Origin of the sequence: Moorena sp. SIO4E2, assembly GCF_010671945.1 — a bacterium.
In the GTDB taxonomy this organism is placed as follows: domain Bacteria; phylum Cyanobacteriota; class Cyanobacteriia; order Cyanobacteriales; family Coleofasciculaceae; genus Moorena; species Moorena producens.
The window spans coordinates 1-21,417 of sequence record NZ_JAAHIE010000009.1 but is presented as its reverse complement, the minus strand read 5'-3'; the positions used below and the strand labels follow the sequence as shown (position 1 = coordinate 21,417).

The window sequence follows — 21,417 nt, the reverse complement described above, 5'->3', positions numbered from 1 at the left end:
TCATCATCTACTTATTTTAAGACTATGTTTATCTATAACATTATTTGTCTTTATCTTAACACGATGCGAGAAAACCGTCAAGTCTTAATTTAAAAAAAAGCCGTCCTATAAGGACGGGGCGCGATTACCCAAATTTTTTGGTAAAACATGTTCCATCAGGCGGCGACCAACCGACCGATTTTGTGCAGCGGGGTCTACGGTAGTCGGACCGATCCCGGCGATAGTATCCCCTTCCCACAAAAAGTTGCTGCCAATGACCCGGCCATCCTCAGCCTCGGCCACCACCGAATAAACCGCCGGGTTTCCTAAAATTTCGGTCAACATATCCGCCCCAAACTCCGCAGAAGGAAAGTCGGGTACCAAGCCATGCTGTTCCGCAATGGCACGGAACGCTTCATACAAAATGGTGCCACAGGGGAGTGCGTCCTCGAGCCGTCCCCCACGCAGGATCACCGAAGAGGTTTGTTCAAATACTTTGTCCATGTTGAAAAACCTTGTAAGTGTTCCGTTCGCAACTTTACGCGATCGCAATTCAAAATACAAACCTAGCACTACGCTGTTGATTAGTTTTATCAGTCAACCAGCTCTATTAATTTTAGACTCTGCCTATTACCAGAAAATTTAACTCAATCTTGTATAAATTACCTAAACTATATAAAACTTAACAAATATTTTAAACTTCATTACAAAATCAGATATGCCCTTGGCATACCATGATATGTTCTGTAACATAAATCGAGTCGCGGTTCTTATGAGCTGAATTGGACACGCAGCTTTCCCGCTCTCGAACTACCTAATGGTGACGTTAGACAAGGAGGACACTTTGGATTTGCATTCTACTCAACCCCACAATGATCATACTTCTGAAGGCATTAGCGATTATGTCGCCGAGCTTCAGTTTCACATGGCACTCCACGCCCGCAAATTAGTTCCTAACCTCACTAAAGCAGCAGATAGTCGAGAGCAACTATTGCAGCAAACCCAAGCTAATTGTGAAAAACTGGCCTCGCGACAATCCCGTTTATAGTGATAAAGCTTTAGCTCTATTTGCAGCAATCAACGATTCTGTATACTGTAGCGCCTCTTGCCAAACCTGATAGCCAAGAGGCGTTAAATGTATGCCATCGGTTGTCAAGTTGTGCTGCATCTGACCTTTACTATCAGTAAACAACTTGTGAACATTCAGATAGGCAGCTCCTTCTTGTTGAGCAATCTGAGCAATTTGTTGATTAAGATTACGAATGCGCTGATTAGAAATGTAATAGGTAATAGGTAATAGGTAATAGGTAATAGGTAATAGGTAATAGGTAATAGGTAATAGGTAATAGGTAATAGGTAATAGGTAATAGGTAATAGGGATGCGCTGCATCTTCAGGTGCGACCCGAAGGTGCGACCCTAGGCCGGGTTCCCCGGCCTAGGAGGCGCGCACCTTGAGCGAATTTAATCATTAGATGCGGAAAGCGCACCTAACAGGGAATCAGCTTCAAAGAATACTGTACCTCATAACTGTGATCAACGCTATAATTGCCGTGCTCTTCTTCTTTGCTCTGGATTGGGTTTGTATTTTATATATTATTGTCTGAGCCAGTAAGTATTTGATAATGGGTAAACACAGCCACAAAACATTCCATTTCTAATATTATTGTTCCCTGAGATGTTTTGTTAAAACTGAATCCTTCGGACTATTGTGGTGAGGGCTATAGTTCAAGGGGAGCAAGGTTGATGATTGAACCGAGAAAAAAAGGCTTTTTCCAGACTCGACCGATCCTTCCCCCTTGAGTATTTCAATAGCTAGCGCTGTAAACTTCTGGGATCGAGAGCATCCCGCAAACCATCCCCAAGTAAATTAAACGCCAACACCGTCAGAATAATCAGCAGTGCTGGCGGCCAAATCAACCAAGGCTGTAGCACGATGATTGAGGCATTGGTTGCCAAAGACAACAAATTTCCCCAGGACGGATCCGGTTGCTGAATTCCCAATCCAATCAAACTCAGCACCGACTCGGCCACAATGAAACCAGGAACTGCCAAGGTTGCTGATATAATCACATAGGAAGCTGTCTGGGGCAGAACGTGGCGTACAATGATATAGAAGGGATTCGCCCCCATAGTTTTGGCAGCTTGGACAAATTCCCGCTCCTTAATCGATAACACCTGTCCTCGGATCACTCGTGCTAAGCCAGACCAGCTAATAAACGAGGTAATCAGAACAATTAATAAAAACCGTTGCGCACTAGTTAGACCAGGTGGTAGCACAGCCGCTAAGGCGACGAGTAGGTAAATACCAGGAATAGTCATCAAAACTTCTACCAGACGCATGATGATCCCATCTACCCAGCCGCCGAAATAGCCGGAAATTCCCCCAATGATTAGACCAAGGGGAAAGGAGATCGCAATTCCGACTAGACCAATACTAAGACTAATCCGACCCCCATACACCAAGCGACTAAACTGATCACGAGCTTGCTCATCGGTACCTAATAGATTAATCTTACCCTCACCCACCGTACCAAACAGGTGACGGTTGAAGGGAATCGCTCCAAACAACTTATACTCCCGACCTGGAACAAATAGACCCACTGGCGACGGCTTTTGCCAGTCTACAATCAGTTTGCGATCGCCTGTCTCTAAATCCGTTGGTCCTTGGGTTGTGGGATATACATGGGGACCAATAAACTCTTTGGTTTGCTGGTTACGCCAGTAGATCTTGGTAGGTGGTAGCAGGGAACCATCTGGCTGAGACACATAAGGATCATAGGGAGCAACAACATCTGCTGCAATGACAATTAGATAAAAAGTCAATAATAGCAATGCCCCAAAACGGGCGAGAGGGTTCTTGGTAAGTTTTTGCCACCAGTTCATAGGATTATTCCGAAAGCGCGAAAAGCACCTCGTGTTTACTTTGTATGGGCGTATCTTGCATTAGCTATGTTTCACCCATACAAAGATGGTATCGAAATCTGATCCAATCACCCTTCACTCAACACCCTTCACTCAACACCGTTCATAATTTCTGATTATACATTAACCTTTTGTGTCATTTTCCCCAGTCCATTGTGATTGTGTGAGTGTTCGACCACAAAGACATTGGAGAAGAGATTAGCCGTAATTTGTTGACCTTCCTGAGTTAAGGATAGGTAACGCAAGGCATCCTGAATATAAGGGTATACCCCATTCCAGTAAAACTTAGAGTAGCCTTGCCGCAGATCTCCAGGATGGAGGTACCCAATGGTTTTGTTAAATCCAGTTTCTTCAAACTCATAGAACAAAGCACTAGTTTTTTTGAGATAGCGTGGGTCACTCAGTTGACCAATCAAGTCAGAGGCGCGAATTAATCCAGGATAGTTACCTGTATCTTGATGATCCCCTTGCTTCGGCACAGGGAAACGAGTCAGTTCAATGTTGCGCTTGATAAACTCGGCATCAATCAGGTTGTGACCACCAAAGCGCTCATCAATAAATAATTTTGCCCGATCGACATGATAAGGCGTCAGAGCAGCATCGGTAGAGCCTTGGGGTAAATGAACCATCTCCCCATGTTGACCAGTAGCGTAGAGTCGTTCATTTTCTCGGTCTTGGCGACATACTCCTTTAACATAGCCAATATCATGACATGCCAAAGAAATGATAAAGTGTAACCAATCATCAGGAGTTACACCACCTTCACGGATATGTTTGCCTCGCAAAATCTCTTGTCCGACGAGGGTAACTAGGATGGAGTGTTCCACATTGTGATAGAGGGCATCACTGTTGGCAATATTTTCCATTGCCATGCTGCCAGCCCAAGCAATTATATCTTCGTTGTCAGGGTTGAGTCCCCCGTAAGTTCGGCGGTAGCCTTCCCGGAGTCTTATAACAAAGGCGTTAATTAGAATTTCAGTGGTGTTAAACATGATTTTTGATTGACTTAAATGCTAAGACAAAGTCCAGTATTCCCATGACACTGGCTTAGTTTTACTAGTTTGGTAGATTTAAATTTTTGGTAGTTTAACCTTTTGTATAGCTCGCTTAGGGTTAACACCTCAAAGCATTACTAAGTGATCCTTGGGCGCTATACTAGCAGCAATGGGGAAGGCTAATCTTTGTCTACAGCTTACCAAAAAGCCAAGCTGAAGGCCCCGATCAGATCCTGTCCGGGTAATTAACCTTAATAAAAATCTGCCCCATCTCCCTATCAATCTTCTTTATGATGGGTATTCTTGCGCACTTGATCTAGCAATGCTCAATCGGGTGAAGTACCTGACCCAATTAAGAACTGCTATAATACCAATAATAGTTAAATAATAGTTAAAGGTTTGCGGGTGTAATTCAGTGGTAGAATGTCAGCTTCCCAAGCTGAACGTCGTCGGTTCGAGTCCGATCACCCGCTTGTTGATTTGTAAGCATTCAGCGGTCAGCTAATGCGCTACGGGCACGCTGTCTTGATGGGGAGCAGGTCAAATAAGCCTAACAAATGAACTACTTGACAAAACAACAAAAATCATGTTATTGAGCCGGTCTTAGTTGCAGAACAGATGAACTATTTACCAGATCAGCTTGGCTTTTACCCATGAGGGGGCTATAGATAATGTACAAATATTAGGCATTAGTGACATGCTCCCCCTATTACCTATTACCTATTACCCATTACCCATTACCCATCACCCATTACCCATTCCCCATTCCCCATTCCCCATTCCCCATTCCCCATTCCCCATTCCCCATTCCCCATTCCCCATTCCCCATTCCCTCTAACTCTAGGCGAATTTTGTTCAGAGATTTGTTAACTAATTTTATGACATGAAATCTATCTATTCCCAGATTAGCATTTGCGCTACGCGCACGCTACGCGAACGGAAAAACTTCCTTGACAACTTTCTGAAATCCACCCCACATATCTACACTGACTTCTTTGATTTTTCCCCTGATTGCAATAGGTTGCTCCTTGAGTACTTCTATAATTTCTTCACTCTTATGAGAGTCAATTACTTATAATAAATAACTGTTATCAATATCACAAACAACGGTAACAAATTTTATTTTTACTTTTGCTCGACTAAATTCATCTATATTTAACCGTTGTGGAGTTACCCAGTATTTTTTTTTGCTTATGGATTATTTTAAAAATTTTTTCGACTTTTTCTTGACTTAATTGTTCATTTTTGCTTACTTGTGCCACTGTTAATTCTTGAACTTTATTATAGATATATTATTCATCCATTTTTGTATAATTACGACCCATTTATATAAAGCTTAAAGGTTCAGTTGAGTAGTTTTGACAGTGACAACAATAAAATTGACGACGAGGCACTTGTAAGTATACTCCTTGCCCACATATAGCGGTTTTTAATCTAGTAAGGTACAAGTTTTTGAGGTGCGACCCGTGGCGAATTTAATTCGCCAACGGAAAGCGCACCTAAGGTTTTAGGGAGCAGGAAGCAGGGAGCAGGGAAGAGGGAAGAGGGAAGAGGGAAAAAAATATGTGTACCTGATGAGGCTAAAAAGCGCTATATGGATAAATCTCGCACTAAAATTGGTCGATTTTGATTAATGTCATTCGTATAAATTTGACACTTAGGACAGTTAATTACTTCATTTAATAAATCCAAATTCAATATTATAAATTATTCTTTTTTATAAGAAGTGAACACGGTTACATTCGGTAAATTTAACAAAGTATAGCAGAAGTCAGAAGTCAGAAGTCAGAAGTCAGAAGTTAAACTCTTGCCATACTGTAGTTTGAGACTTTTGTCATGTCCTAATTACCCTGGCGACTGCTATATCTAGATGAAAGTCCATCCGTCGGTTAACAGCATTTAGTATTACTAGCTACATTTTACACCATATTGCCGGAAGAGCCATTCCGGTCTAAAATTTGTTTTAACATCTTGAAATAGACTTGGTTGGTTACCTTTTAAAGCAGCTATATAATCCTTGCCACTGTTGACGATAAATTCACAAGTTTTTTTTGGGTATTAATAGCATCATTGGCATTGACAACTCCTTTTAGAGCCAGTTTCTTGAGCAACTCTGGTAAAGCTTTAATTTCGTTGGTTTTGGCATCAACTTCAAAGGGTTCTAAAATCAAGCCCCGCTCAACAATGTAAGAACTGACCAACATAATTGCTGGGTTTGAAGTTACCGTAAGAGAGGGTCGCCTTTATAGGAACAGGTTATGGGTAATAGTTTTAAGTTATATGAAATAAGGCGACCCTCTCTAAGGTTTCGTCTCCTTGGGAGTCGGAATTGGGATTATCGTTTTCAATCTGATCTGAACCTTTAAGGACTTTGCCGTCTAAGCCAATGGTTTCTCCAGAAGCTGGTTGTACATTCAAGAATGCGCGCAAGGCACATCGAATACTCTTCGTAATTAATATACAATAAAACACGACGTAAGTAGGTGGGCTTAATAAGGCGACCCTCTCTAAGGTTTCGTCTCCGGGAAGGCTTTTGAAACGGCAAGAAGGGTTTGAAGTTACCCTAAGATAGGGTAACTTCAAACGTTGGTAGGTTATGGGTAAAAGGTAACGGCGCTTTTGTAGTAAGGCGACCCTATCTTAGGTTTCGTTTCCGGAAATGCACTCCGCAGTGGTCTTACCTTCGGCGTAGCCGACGCTTCGCGAACAGAGATGGAGATTTGTTGGAAAAGCACCATATAATACCACGCGCACTGGATGGAAATAATTCAGACAAAAATCTCGAATTATTACACCTACATTGCCATGATGCCAAACACGGAAGCAAAACCAACTCAAAAGAGTTAGATGAAAATCCGTTCTAGAGGAGCCAATGTCAAGGATTGTACTGTAATGATGAGCCGTATGATGCGAAAGTATCACGTACGTTTTTGAAGACGAGTCAGAGGTGACTCACTGGCTTAGTTTAATGAAGCCCGCGCTGTACCGTGCTTGTCAGCGTCGGGAGTATGTCACTAGAAAACCATTTCATCCCCGCTTTCCCTAAGGTATAGCAGAAGTCATTTGTCAGAAGTCAAACTCTTGCGCTTCTTGATGCAATAGCGAGTGGGGGAAACCCCCAAGACCGTAATGGTGCGCTTTCCGTTGGCGAATTAAATTCGCCACGGGTCGCACCTCTGCAATATGTCGGAAAATCTCCCAGAATTTCCACCGATTACCGACCCATCTCCCGCTCTTCCCCTCCTGGTCGGGGTTAGGGGTGGGTTCCGATTAGCCATTCCCCATTCCCCATTCCCCATTCCCCATTCCCCATTCCCCATTCCCCATTCCCCATTCCCCATTCCCCATTCCCCATTCCCCATTCCCCATTCCCTATTACCTATTACCTATTACCTATCTCCAAAGTAAAAAACCTACCCTTGTCAGCCCCACACTTCCCACCCTCCCCACACTTCCCTTCTTTTTTACAAATATGAGATGCACCCCAGTTGATTAGGATGATGGGGTATCGACTGCATCCCGTTCTGTGCGAATCCACTTGGTCTGAGGTTCCACCAGAAAAGCCAGATAGAGGGGAATTTTCCACAGAATGTAAATCGGGACAGCTAAGAGCATCAGGAGCGGAAAGTCTGCTCGGCAAAACTTAGCCCAACCTTCAACAATCGCAATTAACAGCAGCACCCCTTCTATGAGTAACACAATAGTACTTATCCATGATGCTCCCAATGCTCCCCCGAGTAAAGCTCCCCCTGTAGCAGCCACCCAAATTAGAACCAATAGGGACAATGGTGGCACACATAAGTCTAATGCGATCGCTAATAGGTCTATTCGTCTTTGACGAATAGACTCTTTGAGCAACTCAGGAACTTGGTTTAGCAAAGTCTCGATATGACCATGCTCCCAGCGTGACCTTTGACTCTTTGCTGAACCCTGTTTCATCAGACGACCTGTGACTCCTGCTTCCTGGCAATATATTGGGGAATGTCCGATGATCGCTAAATCCAAAGCCAACTGCATATCATCAACTGTTTTACTGCCAGCCAAAGAGATTTTGCGAATCACTGACCAGGGGAAAGCCATTCCTGAACCTGTTAACAAACAAGGCAAGCCCAGTCGATGTAACCCACTCGGACGGACTGTATTTTTGAATTTAACCGCCAGGGTAGAGATCAAATCCTTTAGTACCGGGTTGTCTGGTTGTGTCATTAAGTAAGTTGACTGAAGCGGTCGTTGTGTAGCGATCGCAAGGCGGGAAATCCGTGAAATCGTTCCTTGAGCAACAATACAGTCTGCATCAACCACCACCACGACATCCGGTGGATTAGGCTCAATAAACCCCATACCGAAGTCTAAGGCATATCCCTTACCTCTGCGCTCATGATCTTGTCGTTCAATTACAATAGCGCCAGATTTCCGAGCCACTGCTGCAGTGTCATCAGTGCAATTATCAGCAATGACTATTAGTCGGTCTTGCTCCGTAAGCTGAGGTAGTAATGTTTCCAGGGTGGCACTGATATCAGAGGCTTCATTGTGAGCTGGAACTAAAACAGCCACCGTTGGTCGGGGTTTGCTAGCATCCGACCATGGCTCAGAGCCATTAGGCAAAATTGCTGCACTACATTCAATAAAAAGAACTGTAATTGGAACGATAAGGGCAAATGCTATTACCAAGAATGGAATATCAATCAATGAGATGAATGGCTGATTAGCTAACACAATTCAACATCCTTAAAGCTTAAAATAAGTTATTTTTTTAGGGAACAGGGAACAGGGAATAGTGATTAGGGAACAGGGAACAGGGAATAGTGATTAGGGAATAGTGATTAGGGAATAGTGATTAGGGAATAGTGATTAGGGAACAGATCAGAGGTTTTAGTCAACAAAAAAAACTTTATTTATCTTTTTTGATAAGTATTAACAAAAAAATATATATATATTATATAGAGCCAATAAATAATCGTTAAAGTCTAAAACAAACCTAGAGATAAATGATACATATCCAGATATTATCTAAGAAAATTTAAATAAAAAACAATAAAATAAGATTTATTTGATAATGTTGAATGTTACCTATTACCTGTTTACTATTACCTGTTTACTATTACCTTTTGCTATCAATCCTTTGTTTACAAATCAAATACAAACGCTATCTAACTGTTAGTATTAAGTACAGTTTTGTACTCAACCAAGTTACTACGCTGTCCGAGCAATCGATTTAGGTGAAATTGAATCTGACCTTGGACCTGAGGAAACTTGCCGATCATGCAAGACAGACTATAAAGTAAAGCATCTGTTGAGCTCAAACCTGTCTGGGACTTATGACGATAGATCCGGTAAGTCATCAGAGGATAACCCAACAACAGCAATAAGCTCAAGCCATGGGTGAGCCATGCGATCGCAAATACTAATATAGGTAAGAGTAATCCCCAGAACCAAATGCTCCGGCTTTCTTTGACCCAATGGCGTTCTGGAGTGTGACCGTGTAACCAGGCTCCCTCAGCGTAAGCATGACCTGCTCTCAAGAACCGCTTCCAGCACTGACTAAAACGTGTCATTTGGGCATCATGCAAAGTCATTTCAGCATCTAGGCGAAAAATCTTCCAACCCTTCTGGCGCAGCCGCAAGCACAATTCCGGTTCTTCACCAGCAATTAGAGTAGGATTAAACCCTCCGACTTGTTCAAAAGCTTCTGTGCGCATCATTGCATCACCACCACAAGCGGAAGCTTCACCCACTGGTGTATCCCACTCCATGTCACACAATCGGTTATATATAGATGTTTCAGGGAAGCGCTCTCGTCGGCGACCACAGACTACAGCGACATTAGGGTTGGCTTCCAGTTCCTTTTGAGCATAGTTGAGCCATCCCCCTACTACCTCACAATCCCCATCCACGAATTGGACAAACTTAAGATTTGGCTCTAAATGTTTGAGATAGATATATCCCGCATTTCTAGCACGAGCTGCAGTAAAGGGTTTAGATAGGTCGAGTCCAATCACCTCTACCCCTAAAGAATGAGCGATTTCCACACTGTCATCTGTGGAGCCAGAATCGACATAAACCACACGAGCCACGTTTTTAATCACAGACAGTAAACACTGGCGTAGGCGTTCACCTTCATTGCGTCCAATCACAACTAATCCAATTTGCTTCAAACCTTGGGCTTTGTATTCTACAGCTGAGAGAGTGTTCATCGTTTAACTGCCTTGAAAATTTAGCTCTTTTCTTGCACTAGGCAAGGAATTGAAACGCAGAGGTAGCACTGAAACGCTGTTTCCCTAACGCTATCGTTGTTGGTGAAAAATTTTAGCCAGATTAAACTGTAACAGATTCACCCTTGTATAGCTTTCTAGGGAAGTTTACAGGATCAGGAATTTTGATCGATAAAGTCTATTAAGGCATCATACTTGGGTGAACTCTTTTGGTATACATGTTCTAAAGCCCCCCAGCTCCCCCATTTACTGGGCTTCTTGATATCAGAAAAGTGCATAAATAAGCCACCGCCCTGATTCTTCCATTCATTCAGGAGTTGTGTATAAATTTTATACATTTTTGGATGTCTATTAAGCTCAATGAAAAACTCAGTTAGTTTTTGATTATCGGACTTGACAAGATGTTGACCACCTTCGTAAACCACTAACTGTAGTTTTCTCTTATCTGCTACTTTGTGATGATAGTTAAAAATTTGATCAATATCACTTAAACTCTCATAGTCTTCTTCTTTGGGAAGTAACCCCCCGGATTTGATCTGCTTAAACGCTTTTGACACTCCCCCATCGGGTTCATTCAACCAAGATTCTATGGTGCTTTCGTTTTCTTCCGCGTTTAAGCTGCCATTAAAATATCCCGCGATCGCAAAAGCATCAATACTATGTTGATAACAAGGGGCATTACCCTCTGCTACCCACAGAGGACAATCCAAAGCAGCATTTTCCAAACCAAGCCATACGGTATGGGTAGCCATAACAGACACCACTTGATTGCTGTCACTACCAAATACATTTTTCCAAATATCAGACATTTGAGCAGTACGCATTCCATACCATTGCATGTATGCATCTCCTTTATCCTTGCCCCACCTAGCTTGACCTTGAGCTAACGCATAGTTAGCTTGTTGGAATTGCCAATTCCACACTTCATTAGACAGTTCCACATAAACCCTTAGATTTGGATCTAAGGTATCTTTAACTATTTGGGCAAAATTAGTGATATAGTCATCTGTAGCTTGATGGGGCATATTAAACCATGGATCAGCACCAATTCGATTGGCCAGTTTAACCATGATTTCTACAGGTACACCTTTACCGTAAGCGTAGGAGGCATCATCTACTTTTGGTATATTTGCCCATTCCCTTTGCTTAGAATGATTGGTTTCCATCCAGTCCATAAAACGGATGGCTTTAAATTTTTTAATTTTATTGATGAATTCCGGATTAAAAAGTTCAGACTCGTAAGTATCTTCATACTTAGCTTGAACAACACGAATGTTGCGAATATAATTACCCGTGTTATTAGGATCCGTAGCGGTAATTATTAAATAGATACTAGCCCCGGATGGCGTTACATTAATTACATCTCTTCCTGGCCTTGACGCTACCTCATCTTTGGTGGCATCAAACTTATATTCTATAGTGCCTTCTCCATCGTATAAAACCACATACTTTCCAGCTGGATAATTTTTCATCCCTGTAAAAAGTAGTGTAGCCACACGAGTATATTCAGGAGGAGCTTCTGGAGCAGGTAAAGACTTAACCCAGCCCTGTTCGTCTAAATCCAGTTTATCGTATTCCTCAGTATCCCACGAACCACTACAGCCTGTTTCTCCAGAGACACATTGAGTAATCCATGGTCTCGACGATTTGAAGGCATCTAAGAAAGGAAGTTCAGTTGACCAATCAGCAATTCCATTCAGGTTAGTTCCTAATTTAGGAGTTGTAAACGGAGAGTTTTGAACCGTTGATTTACTTAAAATAATATTAAGTTTTTGATAAAATTGTTCAGGATATGTTGGATGAAGCGCAATGAATAAAGTTAGACAAAAACTCAAAAAAAATAATGTAATAATTTGGAATTTATTAAAAACTATACTGTACACTAATTTTAACTATCAGGGCTAGCAAAACTGACTTGATAATTGGAAGTTATTGGTAAGCTGACTTCACTCAAGTAGCGTTCGTGGCACAGGCTTATAGCCTGTGACGCACGCCCATTAGCTTACTGCTTACATGGCTGGTAATTATCACCACTAATATATACTTAATAAAAAACAGCTATCCGGATTTTTGCTCTAGAGATTTTTATCAAAAGCTTACGCTATATATTAATTTAAGTTAATCTTGTTATAAAGTTATAATAACGAGAAGGATTTTTAGAAATCCATAGGTAAAGATCAAAGCAGGGGTATAACGGTAAACTTAGCTGTTGTATAACATAGACCAAATCGAGTTTAATGTCACTCTAAGACTTGCCAAGATTCACAAATGCCCCTGGTTAAGTTGCAGGTTGCATCTCCAGTATTAACATTTACTTTTAGAGAAATGAACAAGCCTGTTATTGTCATTGGACTAGATGCAGCTCAGCCCTCTGTCCTTGAGAAATGGATGTCTCAGGGACATCTCCAGACTATGCGTCGTTTGCGCGACCAGGGAACCTATGGACGCCTGAAAAATTTTGAAGCGTTTAGTGCAGAAACGCCTTGGACAACATTTTTGACTGGCTGCTCGCCTCACACAACTGGGTACTGGTCTCCCTTGGGATTCCGAGAAGGTAGCTATGAGTGCTACACCAAGGCCGCCTATGACTATAGTGAGTATCCTCCATTTTATGCCCTGGGTGAAGATTATCGAGTGGCAGTCTTTGACATGCCTCAAACTCGGCTCTGTGAGGAGGTAAATGGTCCCCAGGTTTTAGCTTGGGGAGCCCATTCTCCTCAAGTAGCTAGTGGCTCTTTACCGGCTTCACTGTTCCAAGAACTGGTTGACAAACATGGAGAACATCCAGGACTCCATAAGGACTATGCTGTGTGTGTTGATTTAAAGGGAACACTTCGACTTCGGAAACTTCTGGAGACAGGGATCTCCCGTCGCGCTACTATTTGTCAAGATCTCTTGGAACGAGAGTCTTGGGACTTGTTTTTAACAGTGTTTGGCGAAGCCCATGCACTGGGTCACAATTTCTGGCAGTTGAGTCAACCGGAACATCCTCTCTATGAGCATTTTAGTTCCCGTGTTTCAGGTGATCCCATGCTCGAAGGCTTTCAAGCCATTGATCGGGCAATCGGCAAGATTTTAGCCAAAGCACCAAAGGATGCTCATGTCGTCATTTTCTCCGCTCATGGCATGGGTCCTAACACCATGGATGCCCCCAGCACCACCTTCCTGCCTGAGTTTTTATATCGCCTTAGTTTCCCTGGGAAATTTGCCCTGGCTAATGGTACTGAGTTGGGAACACCCCCTGAACCGATAATTACCAAAATGAAATGGAACTATTGGGAGCGACATCTGTGGGGTACCAAGTATGATCCTAATCCCATTAAAAGGTTTTTGAGACGAGAAACTCCCACCAAGCTTTTCAAACTAATCGAGCCATGGTTAGATTCTTCTCAAGAACCCGATCTGATCTCCCCATTCAGGCTAGCGAAGGAAACCGATGTAGTACCTTTCCAACCAGCCGCTTGGTATGCACCGGTCTGGCACAAGATGAAAGCGTTTGCCCTACCAAGCTTTTCAGAAGGGTATATCCGTATCAATCTTCAGGGACGAGAACCCCAAGGATTGGTACCGGAATCGGAGTATGATGCTTTCTGTGATGAACTGATCCAAAAGCTTTACGCTCTTAAAGATGCCCGAAAAGGTGTACCCATGGTCAAGGAGATCATCAGGACACGGAAGTCGCCCACTGAGCGAAATTGTAAGCTGTCTGATGCCGACTTGGTACTTGTCTGGCAAGATGAGTATGCCACAGATGTGGTGGAAAGTCCTGATGTTGGACGTATTGGTCCTGTACCCCATTATCGTGCTGGCAGCCATCGCCCTGAGGGATTTATCATCGCCGCAGGTCCAGATATTGCGTCCGGTGTTGATTTCGGAGGCGGTCATGCTCTTGATCTTCCCCCCACAATTTTGGAATTGATGGGTGCACCAATTCCTGAATACTTTGAAGGTAAGCCACTACCATTGCTAGCAAAAGAGCTTGTCAACGGTTAATATGCTTACCGGCTTAGAGTGTGGTCAGAAACATTGCCCTCATAGTTAAGTCTTTGTAAATTAGAAATGAGGGATAAGGTAAAGAGGGGATGAGGATATTTTTACTCCTCTTTCCCCTCTTCATTTTATTCCAAATCTCACAAATCCGACAGGAATCAATTGAACATGCTTATCATCACACGATGTATACGTTCTGCCCATTTATCCCAATTTAGAGACTGATCGTATTCTTCTCTAGAAGACTTTACTAACTGTTCATAGACTGCCCGATCACCAAAGTTATTTGCTATCACACTAGCATACTGATCACTTGAGGCAGATAACGGTAACATATAACCATTTTTGCCATTTTTAATAATTGTCGGAATTCCTCCGACATCAGTTGTGATTACAGGGAGACCAAATGCATTAGCCTCACAAATCACAATTGGTGAACAATCAGCACGGGTGGGAAACATCAAAAAATGGGATTGCAAAAATAATTGATTAAGTTCCTCTCGTTGCTTAGGATTATTTTTATTCAAAAAAGGAATGACGTTGAGCCGCTCATGCTTAATGTCATCCGGTGGCACACAACCAAGCATAACTAGCTCAGCGTCAATTCCCATGTTGAGCAGAGATATCAGAGTTTCAAAGGCAATATTTCCACCTTTTCTCTGCCAATCTTTACCAATAAACAATAAACGGCAACGGGAAGCATTACACTTGGAAAATAGTTGATATACTGAGGGGATATCATCTAAATTTGCTCCAAAGGGAATTACTTCAACTTTCTCTGGATCTGCCTGATAGTCGCTAATGGCAGATTTGGCAGCCCAGTCTGAAGAATAAACTAGTTTATGAGATTTTGATAATACAGTAAATTCCTGTTTTTCTCCTAGTTCAAATTCTTCTATATTTCGGTAAATTTTATAGTATTCATTGTTGATTAGCTTCGGAGTGGCATCGGATAAAAAAATAATAGGAATACTAGTGTCAATTAAACTTAATTCTCCTGATGCAACGGGGCAAAATAGTAAATCACATGGGGTTTCTTTGAACTGTCTTTGAACTGTCAGTATGAATCGATTGAGCTGTTCATTGTGATCAGAAGACTTGAAACCTAAAAATGAATGGATTAATTGGATAGGCTTGACTAGCTTATGCCAATAGGATACTTTTTTGGGATTGCCGAGATTAATCAACTGAAGGTCTCTTGATGCCAGAGACCTATGCATATAATAAAGGGTGCCAGAAAAAGTATTTTTATCTAAATAATTCTGAGAAGAGAAAAAACCAACTCTCAAGGGCTGCATCATCGGTTTTACGAAGGTTGAATCTTGCCATCAAAATGTACCGCTTCAATTATAGCTCCCTATTAGTAAAGTATTTGATGTTAAACCAGCAGTATTATTAAATTGATTGATAATTTATTGCTCCCCAGTAGTTTACTTTTTAATGTAATCATTTTTAGGGATTTTTTAAAAAAACTAAGCAAAATTGCTTAGTTAGCTCTAGGTTAACACGGCATTAGGATTTTCTTTAAAGGTTTCAGGGGTTTCACCATACGCCTCAACTTATTATCAACATAGATCATATAACAGTCAAGAGGCTCGGCTCCAAAACTTTTCTTAAATGCTATAACTCCTGGCAATCCACCACTAGGATTAAAATCAAACCAAGAATATCCTTGTTCACAAGAATCTTTAACAATTTCATACATAACTAAGTTAACTGGTCTTAGATTCAAGTATTTTTCTAAGGATGAGCCATGCCAATACACCACATGTTTCTTGGCGTAGAAGCATAGTGCTCCGCTGATAATTTGGTCTTGATAGTGGGCTAGCCAAAGCTTAACGTTAGGTGACTTAAGTTGAAAAATTGTTTTAAAAAGTTCCCAATTATAGCTACCAAGACTATTATCTCCCCATCGTCGTAATGAATCTTGATAAACTTGATAATATTCCCACCATTGGTCTAGGGTAGATGCTGTAGTTACTGAAACTCCTTCCTTGATAGCTTTTCGGACTTTTCGAGCCATAGAACTACCGCCCTTTTTCCAAGTTTTGGAAATTGTTTCAAAACCCACGTCTAAGTTAATGGCGTGAGTGGTATCCTCCTCTTGTTCACTGACACAACTTAGGGCTACAGCTTTACTAGCTAGTTCATTGTAAGGATTTACTCGCCAACTTAATTTACCCCAAAAATTTTTATCGAGAAATTTAACTAGTAAAATGGCATGGTCAATGGTAAGTTCGTCTGCGGAAATCCATCCTCCAAAGGTTCCGTCTGGTGAGGATGAGTATTTCTTGATAAATTTCTGATTTCCAAGTTTATAGGAAAGGGGAATCAAAGCTCTTTTTTGATCTGAGAATAGGATAATTAGAGGGTTTGGACGAAATTCTCCTTGAGTATAGGTATTCCAGATTTCAGCCCATTCTCTTGAATGAAAATAAGTTGAATAATTGCATTGTTGCCAAATTTTGTCCCATTCTTCAGAATTAGCGAGATAGGTTTTGGTAATTGATAGGCTCATTGACTACTCCTATAATTAATTTTTGTGACCCTAAGTATTAGAAATGCCCTAGTGAATTGCTTGATTAATCTTGACCAAAGAGAATACAAAGTAAGCGTTCGCGTAGCGTGACCTACGGTCAATCGCTTACCTGGAAACATCAACAAAGCGATGCAGCTTCGGAACAGGGGAGGCAGCGCGGTCTTGGGGGTCTCCCCCACTCGCTATTGCCGTGGTTTCCCCCACTCGCTATTGCATCAAGAAGGGAAAAATGCGATTGACCGTTCGCGCAGCGTCGGGCTTTGCCCGAAAGGTCACGCTACGCGAACGCTTGAGTATTGGATTTATCGATTTAGATAGCTGGGCTGATTTTCACCTATCTATTTATTTCACGACTTACGCAGTAACTCTACTTGTAGGGTCTCACCCTACTATTTCTAGTGTTTGTTACCCAATTTTGCGTAAGTCCTGTATGTCTTAAAGTTCTGGTAAAGTTCAGAAAAATTTCTTAATTGATGCCACAACCCTTGCTTGGTCAGCCTCAGTCATATCGTTGTAAAAGGGCAGACGAAGTAAGCGATCGCTTACATCCTCAGTCACCAAGCAGTCTCCTTCTTTGCCCCCAAACTCTCGTCCCATATCAGACAAGTGCAATGGCAGATAGTGAAAAACGCTGTAGATGCCTTGAGCTTTTAAGTGAGCAATCAAGGCTTGGCGCTTCTCTAGGGACGGTAAGAGTACGTAGAACATATGGTATGCCTGGTCACAGTACTCTGGCACAATTGGCAAGCGGATACCGTACTCCGGTGCCCAATCCTTGAGATTTTCGTAGTAGTACTCCCAAATTTGCTGTCGTTTGCTCTGAATCTGTTGGCGACTTTCTAGCTGAGCATACAAGAAAGCTGCGAGTATGCCTGAGGGGAGATAACTCGAACCAATGTCTACCCAGGTGTACTTATCAATTTGACCGCGATAGAAGCGAGTGCGATTAGTTCCTTTCTCCCGGATAATCTCAGCACGTTCGATATACTGCGGGTCGTTGATCAACAGTGCGCCACCTTCTCCACAGGTAAAGTTCTTAGTCTCGTGAAAACTCTGGGTAGCTAGACAACCAAATGTACCTAGATACTTGCCTTTATACTTAGCAAATAGTCCATGAGCATTGTCCTCAACAACTGGTATACCGTAGCGCCCAGCAATCTCCAAAATAGCATCCATCTCGCATGCTACACCGGCGTAATGTACAGGGACAATGGCTTTGGTGCGAGGGGTAATCAGTGATTCTAATTTCTCTTCATTTAAATTGAGGGTATCCGGGCGGATGTCGATAAAGACAGGTTGAGCACCTCGTAAGATGAAGGCATTAATGGTAGAAACAAAGGTGAAGGAGGGAACAATAACTTCATCCCCTGGTTTGATGTTTAATAGTAGTGCCGCCATTTCCAAAGCATGGGTGCAGGAAGTGGTTAGCAGAACCTTTGGAACTGACAATATTTCTTCGAGTAGAGCATGACATTGTTTGGTAATAGCACCATCACCGGAAAGATCCATGTTCTTGATGGTCTGCTGGATATACTCAAATTCCGTTCCGGCAGTAACAGGGCGATTAAAAGGTATAGTTGACAAAGTAACTTCCATTTTTAGTTAGCAATTATTAGTTTCTACTTGGTATTAATCCGATTAATTTTTACAATGCACCTGAAATCCTATAGATTCTGACTTCTTGCTCTGGCTGGTTATTGCTAGTAATCCTAATAATTAGTAAATTTTTATTAGGGATATCTTTAGTTGTAGCGCCCTGAACTTAACCGATGCTCAATTAACCACTGTTCATTTTCTGGTGAGTCATGTAGCCATCGCTGAATTAGGTCAGCAAATTTTACTGGAAGCTGCAAACTCTTCCAGGTTTCGTAAGAGGCTATAGACAGATTATGGTAAAGATCTGAATCGGAAAGCAGCTTTTGAATAGATTCTGCTAAAGCAACAGAGTTGCCAGCAGGAAAAATTTTCGCACTGATGCCATCTTTTAGTTTATTAATAAACATTGGGTGATCTGAAGCAATGATTGGAGTTCGAGCGCAAAGGGCATGAGTAATTGCTAGTGGGAAACCCTCTGGAAATTCGTGGCGACTAGGAACTAATACAAGATCAGATTCTCTCATCAGAGGAACTACGGTATTATTTGGTACTATTCCCAGAAACTCTACACAGTCTTCGATTTGTAGCTGCTTAGCTTTATTGACAAAGAAACCTGTTTTATCGTTACCAGCTATCTTCAATTTTATTGGAAACTTATTAGCTTTTAATTTAGCGATAGATTCTAATATATCCCCAACCCCTTTAGCTTCAATCATTGACCCAATGTAAAACAGTTGCCAAGACTTGGCCTGTGCTGGGAGAGTTTTTGGTGACAAGGATTCTGGGGTTTCAGTAACAATAAAAGTCCAAGGAATTATCTTGTCAGATTGGACTCCTATGTCCTGGAGTACTCGGGAGGAATCAATCCCATAACTACCAATCCATTGGATTCGATCATTATTTAATAATTGGCTTAGTAAATAATTACGAAACTTGTTACGCACCTTTCTGGTTGGAATAGATTCAGCAAATAGGGCTAGGGTTGGAACATTATTCTGAATTGCCCAACGAAAAACTTCCCGAATTGGTGTGCGAACAACTAAATGAGTGGGATGGTAATCTTCAATCAATTTGATTAAATTTTTAACCTTAATCTCTCCATTAAACCCTGCACCAATGGCACGAACTCCTTTTTCCAGTAGCTGATTGTAGGGTTTTTCGGTCATACAACAGAGAGTTGCAACTTCCCCAATTTGTTTGCCAATTTCAGCTACCGCATCTACAGAATATTTCTGAGCATAGTATGTCTCAGGTCCACCGTTAGCTAAGCGTTCAAAGGCTTCACGGTAATCTCCAGCATACTGAATAATCAATAAACGCATGAAATTAATTACGTTATTCTAACTCAATTTTCCTAAAAAACATTAATTTTTTTATAAATTACCGTTATTTTTTTTAATAAATAAAACTATACCCTTAATATAGACTATTCCATTTGATTAATTGTCATGATAGTGATTTTTAGTATAAATGTGTGATTTTTTAAAAATTAGCATACACTACCATTGATTTATTATCGAAATCCTTAAAGATTAAGTAAATAATATCAAGACTAGGTAACGCTAATTTTTCCTATCCATTTAATTTAAAAAATAGATAAAAAAAAGCTATAGAGCATCAGGTGTAAGCTAATAGGCATTTATAGCAGTCGAAGTAAAGCTTAAGACATATTTATGCTCCCTGCTCCCTTTAAACCAAAATACTCTGTCCTAAACTATAATTCGGTTGCTATAAATTTTAAGATCGATCCAGTTGTGCAAAAGGCTTCAATCCATCTCCCAATCTCCCAATCTTCCAATCTCCCAATCTCCCAATCAGCACCGATTCATAATTTACATGCGTGAAAGCTTAATTATCAATACAAGCTCAATCAAATAAATCCGGATTATTGAGCCTATTTTTAAAAACCAATAAAGTCAAACTGAGTGCCCTGGTCTATAGAGAAAATTTTGTTAAGGGTGGTTATTAATTAGTGGTTAGTTTATTTTTTTTACTAACTACTAAATAGTCAAGTAATAACCACCCTCCAAGGAGGTAATTAATCCGATGTTACTAGAAGTGAGCAGCACAGAAAACTGCCTAGATTTGGTAAGTAAAGGCAGCTTTGGTGGATAAAAATTAATGCACCATAGACGATAGACAATTACCAACTTCCCTTAAGGGTAAGGAGCATGTCATTGACTTTAAAGAGGTTTGAGAGTATTAGCCAAAAGTGCGTTCGCATCTTTAACGTCTCCCTGAGCTGATTCTGTGGCGCAAATTAGCATCACCACCACATTTTTACCCAGCTGACGCGCTAAGATCACTCCACTGACTGGCTGAGTCTGACCACCTAGGGTTAAGCTACCTCTCCAAGGAAGAGACACCCCTCCTGGTACTGGCTGAAAATTACCAGTTTGAAATCCTTCACCCCGCCTAAACTGTTCAATAGCAATCTGTGCTAGGGAAGGGTTGCTTAATGGACGATCTGTCGCTCTTTGTTCTACAAGCACCGTGTAGGCTAAGTTACCATCGGGTGCTTCAATTAATGGGAAACCACCCATGGTACTAACCTTATACCCTTCCAGTATACCCACCTGAAAGCGCTTTGTGAGATCTTTATAAGGTTCTTGATTAAGTCTTAAAGTATGGGCTGAGGTATCAGCAGTAGTGGGAAACGCTGCTAGGGCAGACAATTGAGCTTGAGCTGGTAATGATTGTATTGGTATAGTCAATTGTTCAGGTTTAGACCAAGGGGTGCGTCCCCCAATTATCAGTAATAGGGTAGTTAGCAGAGTTAGACCAATCAGCAAAAGTTGGTTACGTTTCATGGAATTATGCAGGAGGAATTATGAAATATCAATTACAATTTTTACCATTTCAGAATTTAGAATTTAGAATTTAGAATTTAGAATTTAGAATTTAGAGGTTGTCTGAGAAGTTTCATTTGTTACATCCAAGCCCCCTAAATCCCCCAATTTTGGGGGACTTTTAGAAGCAAATTGACTCTTGTTCCCCCCAAAGTTGGGGGGCTAGGGGGGCAAAATTCAGTATAAAAAAACTTTTCAGATATCCTCTTAGACTTCACATTTGCTGACTTGAGACTATTTTCCCAAAATTGCTGGGTTGCCGAAATCAAACACACCAGCAATACAGCCAGTCATGTATGTAGCTAAAGTTGCTGCCCAGAGAGCTTTCCAGCCA

The 21,417-nt window shown here is 41.4% G+C and carries 21 protein-coding genes and 1 tRNA gene; 7 read left to right on the top strand and 15 right to left on the bottom strand.

Annotation, left to right across the window (positions count from 1 at the left end; genetic code table 11):
- Window positions 1-105: 105 nt before the first annotated feature.
- Window positions 106-483, bottom strand: a complete 378-nt coding sequence (locus tag F6K37_RS02200) for a GNAT family N-acetyltransferase (RefSeq protein WP_287247876.1) — start codon at window positions 481-483, stop codon at window positions 106-108.
- Window positions 484-823: 340 nt separating this feature from the next.
- Here F6K37_RS02200 and F6K37_RS02195 point away from each other — a divergent pair, with 340 nt between their 5' ends.
- On the top strand, window positions 824-1,027 hold the full coding sequence (locus tag F6K37_RS02195; protein ID WP_287247875.1) for a hypothetical protein: 204 nt from the start codon (window positions 824-826) through the stop codon (window positions 1,025-1,027).
- Here the strand turns inward: F6K37_RS02195 and F6K37_RS02190 are convergent.
- The 3 genes from F6K37_RS02190 to F6K37_RS02180 form a co-directional block, all read right to left on the bottom strand.
- On the bottom strand, window positions 1,022-1,369 hold the full coding sequence (locus F6K37_RS02190) for a GDSL-type esterase/lipase family protein (RefSeq protein ID WP_287247873.1): 348 nt from the start codon (window positions 1,367-1,369) through the stop codon (window positions 1,022-1,024). The two genes, F6K37_RS02195 and F6K37_RS02190, sit on opposite strands and share 6 nt — an antisense overlap.
- Before the next feature lie 423 nt (window positions 1,370-1,792).
- Entirely contained in the window at window positions 1,793-2,863 is a 1,071-nt protein-coding gene (locus F6K37_RS02185; protein WP_008191278.1) for an ABC transporter permease, read from the bottom strand.
- 155 nt (window positions 2,864-3,018) lie between these two features.
- Window positions 3,019-3,894 carry an Npun_R2479 family HD domain-containing metalloprotein gene (locus tag F6K37_RS02180; RefSeq protein WP_008191277.1) on the bottom strand — a complete coding sequence of 292 codons (876 nt, stop codon included), beginning with the start codon at window positions 3,892-3,894 and terminating at the stop codon, window positions 3,019-3,021.
- Window positions 3,895-4,298: 404 nt separating this feature from the next.
- Here F6K37_RS02180 and F6K37_RS02175 point away from each other — a divergent pair.
- Together F6K37_RS02175 and F6K37_RS02170 are read left to right on the top strand one after the other, a co-directional pair.
- Window positions 4,299-4,370: transfer RNA gene (locus tag F6K37_RS02175), tRNA-Gly, on the top strand.
- 224 nt (window positions 4,371-4,594) lie between these two features.
- On the top strand, window positions 4,595-4,735 hold the full coding sequence (locus F6K37_RS02170; protein ID WP_287247869.1) for a hypothetical protein: 141 nt from the start codon (window positions 4,595-4,597) through the stop codon (window positions 4,733-4,735).
- Between the two features lie 90 nt (window positions 4,736-4,825).
- Here the strand turns inward: F6K37_RS02170 and F6K37_RS45310 are convergent, their stop codons facing one another.
- The 3 genes from F6K37_RS45310 to F6K37_RS02160 form a co-directional block, all read right to left on the bottom strand.
- Window positions 4,826-4,909, bottom strand: a complete 84-nt coding sequence (locus F6K37_RS45310) for a hypothetical protein (RefSeq protein WP_438941764.1) — start codon at window positions 4,907-4,909, stop codon at window positions 4,826-4,828.
- A 994-nt stretch (window positions 4,910-5,903) separates the two neighbouring features.
- Window positions 5,904-6,101 carry a hypothetical protein gene (locus F6K37_RS02165; protein WP_008191272.1) on the bottom strand — a complete coding sequence of 66 codons (198 nt, stop codon included), beginning with the start codon at window positions 6,099-6,101 and terminating at the stop codon, window positions 5,904-5,906.
- Between the two features lie 67 nt (window positions 6,102-6,168).
- Window positions 6,169-6,327: a hypothetical protein gene (locus tag F6K37_RS02160; protein ID WP_154659987.1), complete on the bottom strand. Its 159-nt coding sequence runs from the start codon at window positions 6,325-6,327 to the stop codon at window positions 6,169-6,171.
- 290 nt (window positions 6,328-6,617) lie between these two features.
- Here F6K37_RS02160 and F6K37_RS02155 point away from each other — a divergent pair, with 290 nt between their 5' ends.
- A complete protein-coding gene (locus F6K37_RS02155) occupies window positions 6,618-6,761 on the top strand; it encodes an HNH endonuclease (protein ID WP_081431819.1) in 144 nt (47 codons plus the stop codon).
- A 319-nt stretch (window positions 6,762-7,080) separates the two neighbouring features.
- Window positions 7,081-7,305, top strand: coding sequence for a hypothetical protein (locus F6K37_RS02150; RefSeq protein ID WP_154659878.1), 225 nt, complete (start codon window positions 7,081-7,083; stop codon window positions 7,303-7,305).
- An 84-nt stretch (window positions 7,306-7,389) separates the two neighbouring features.
- On the opposite strand, the gene F6K37_RS02145 is transcribed toward F6K37_RS02150, so the two are convergent.
- The 3 genes from F6K37_RS02145 to F6K37_RS02135 all read right to left on the bottom strand — a co-directional run bounded on the left by F6K37_RS02145 (window position 7,390) and on the right by F6K37_RS02135 (window position 11,992).
- Window positions 7,390-8,613 (bottom strand): glycosyltransferase family 2 protein, encoded by a 1,224-nt coding sequence (locus F6K37_RS02145; protein WP_287247862.1) that lies wholly within the window; start codon window positions 8,611-8,613, stop codon window positions 7,390-7,392.
- Between the two features lie 434 nt (window positions 8,614-9,047).
- Window positions 9,048-10,091: a glycosyltransferase family 2 protein gene (locus tag F6K37_RS02140; protein WP_287247860.1), complete on the bottom strand. Its 1,044-nt coding sequence runs from the start codon at window positions 10,089-10,091 to the stop codon at window positions 9,048-9,050.
- Window positions 10,092-10,264: 173 nt separating this feature from the next.
- Entirely contained in the window at window positions 10,265-11,992 is a 1,728-nt protein-coding gene (locus F6K37_RS02135; protein WP_131827116.1) for a cellulose-binding protein, read from the bottom strand.
- A 442-nt stretch (window positions 11,993-12,434) separates the two neighbouring features.
- On the opposite strand from F6K37_RS02135, the gene F6K37_RS02130 reads away from it, so the two are divergent.
- Window positions 12,435-14,102: an alkaline phosphatase family protein gene (locus F6K37_RS02130; RefSeq protein ID WP_044494346.1), complete on the top strand. Its 1,668-nt coding sequence runs from the start codon at window positions 12,435-12,437 to the stop codon at window positions 14,100-14,102.
- Between the two features lie 155 nt (window positions 14,103-14,257).
- Here the strand turns inward: F6K37_RS02130 and F6K37_RS02125 are convergent, their stop codons facing one another.
- On the bottom strand, window positions 14,258-15,400 hold the full coding sequence (locus F6K37_RS02125) for a glycosyltransferase family 4 protein (RefSeq protein WP_229414650.1): 1,143 nt from the start codon (window positions 15,398-15,400) through the stop codon (window positions 14,258-14,260).
- Between the two features lie 200 nt (window positions 15,401-15,600).
- Window positions 15,601-16,617: a lipid II:glycine glycyltransferase FemX gene (locus F6K37_RS02120; protein ID WP_287247855.1), complete on the bottom strand. Its 1,017-nt coding sequence runs from the start codon at window positions 16,615-16,617 to the stop codon at window positions 15,601-15,603.
- A 150-nt stretch (window positions 16,618-16,767) separates the two neighbouring features.
- Between F6K37_RS02120 and F6K37_RS02115 the strand changes: the two genes are divergently transcribed.
- Window positions 16,768-16,956 carry a hypothetical protein gene (locus F6K37_RS02115; protein WP_131827115.1) on the top strand — a complete coding sequence of 63 codons (189 nt, stop codon included), beginning with the start codon at window positions 16,768-16,770 and terminating at the stop codon, window positions 16,954-16,956.
- A gap of 135 nt (window positions 16,957-17,091) precedes the next feature.
- Here the strand turns inward: F6K37_RS02115 and rffA are convergent, their stop codons facing one another.
- The 3 genes from rffA to F6K37_RS02100 all read right to left on the bottom strand — a co-directional run bounded on the left by rffA (window position 17,092) and on the right by F6K37_RS02100 (window position 21,044).
- On the bottom strand, window positions 17,092-18,234 hold the full coding sequence (gene rffA / locus F6K37_RS02110) for a dTDP-4-amino-4,6-dideoxygalactose transaminase (RefSeq protein ID WP_287247853.1): 1,143 nt from the start codon (window positions 18,232-18,234) through the stop codon (window positions 17,092-17,094).
- A 146-nt stretch (window positions 18,235-18,380) separates the two neighbouring features.
- Entirely contained in the window at window positions 18,381-19,556 is a 1,176-nt protein-coding gene (locus F6K37_RS02105) for a glycosyltransferase (protein WP_287247851.1), read from the bottom strand.
- Window positions 19,557-20,417: 861 nt separating this feature from the next.
- The gene (locus tag F6K37_RS02100) at window positions 20,418-21,044 is read right to left on the bottom strand and encodes a hypothetical protein (RefSeq protein WP_287247849.1); all 627 of its coding nucleotides are present in this window, start codon (window positions 21,042-21,044) and stop codon (window positions 20,418-20,420) included.
- Window positions 21,045-21,417 lie beyond the last annotated feature (373 nt).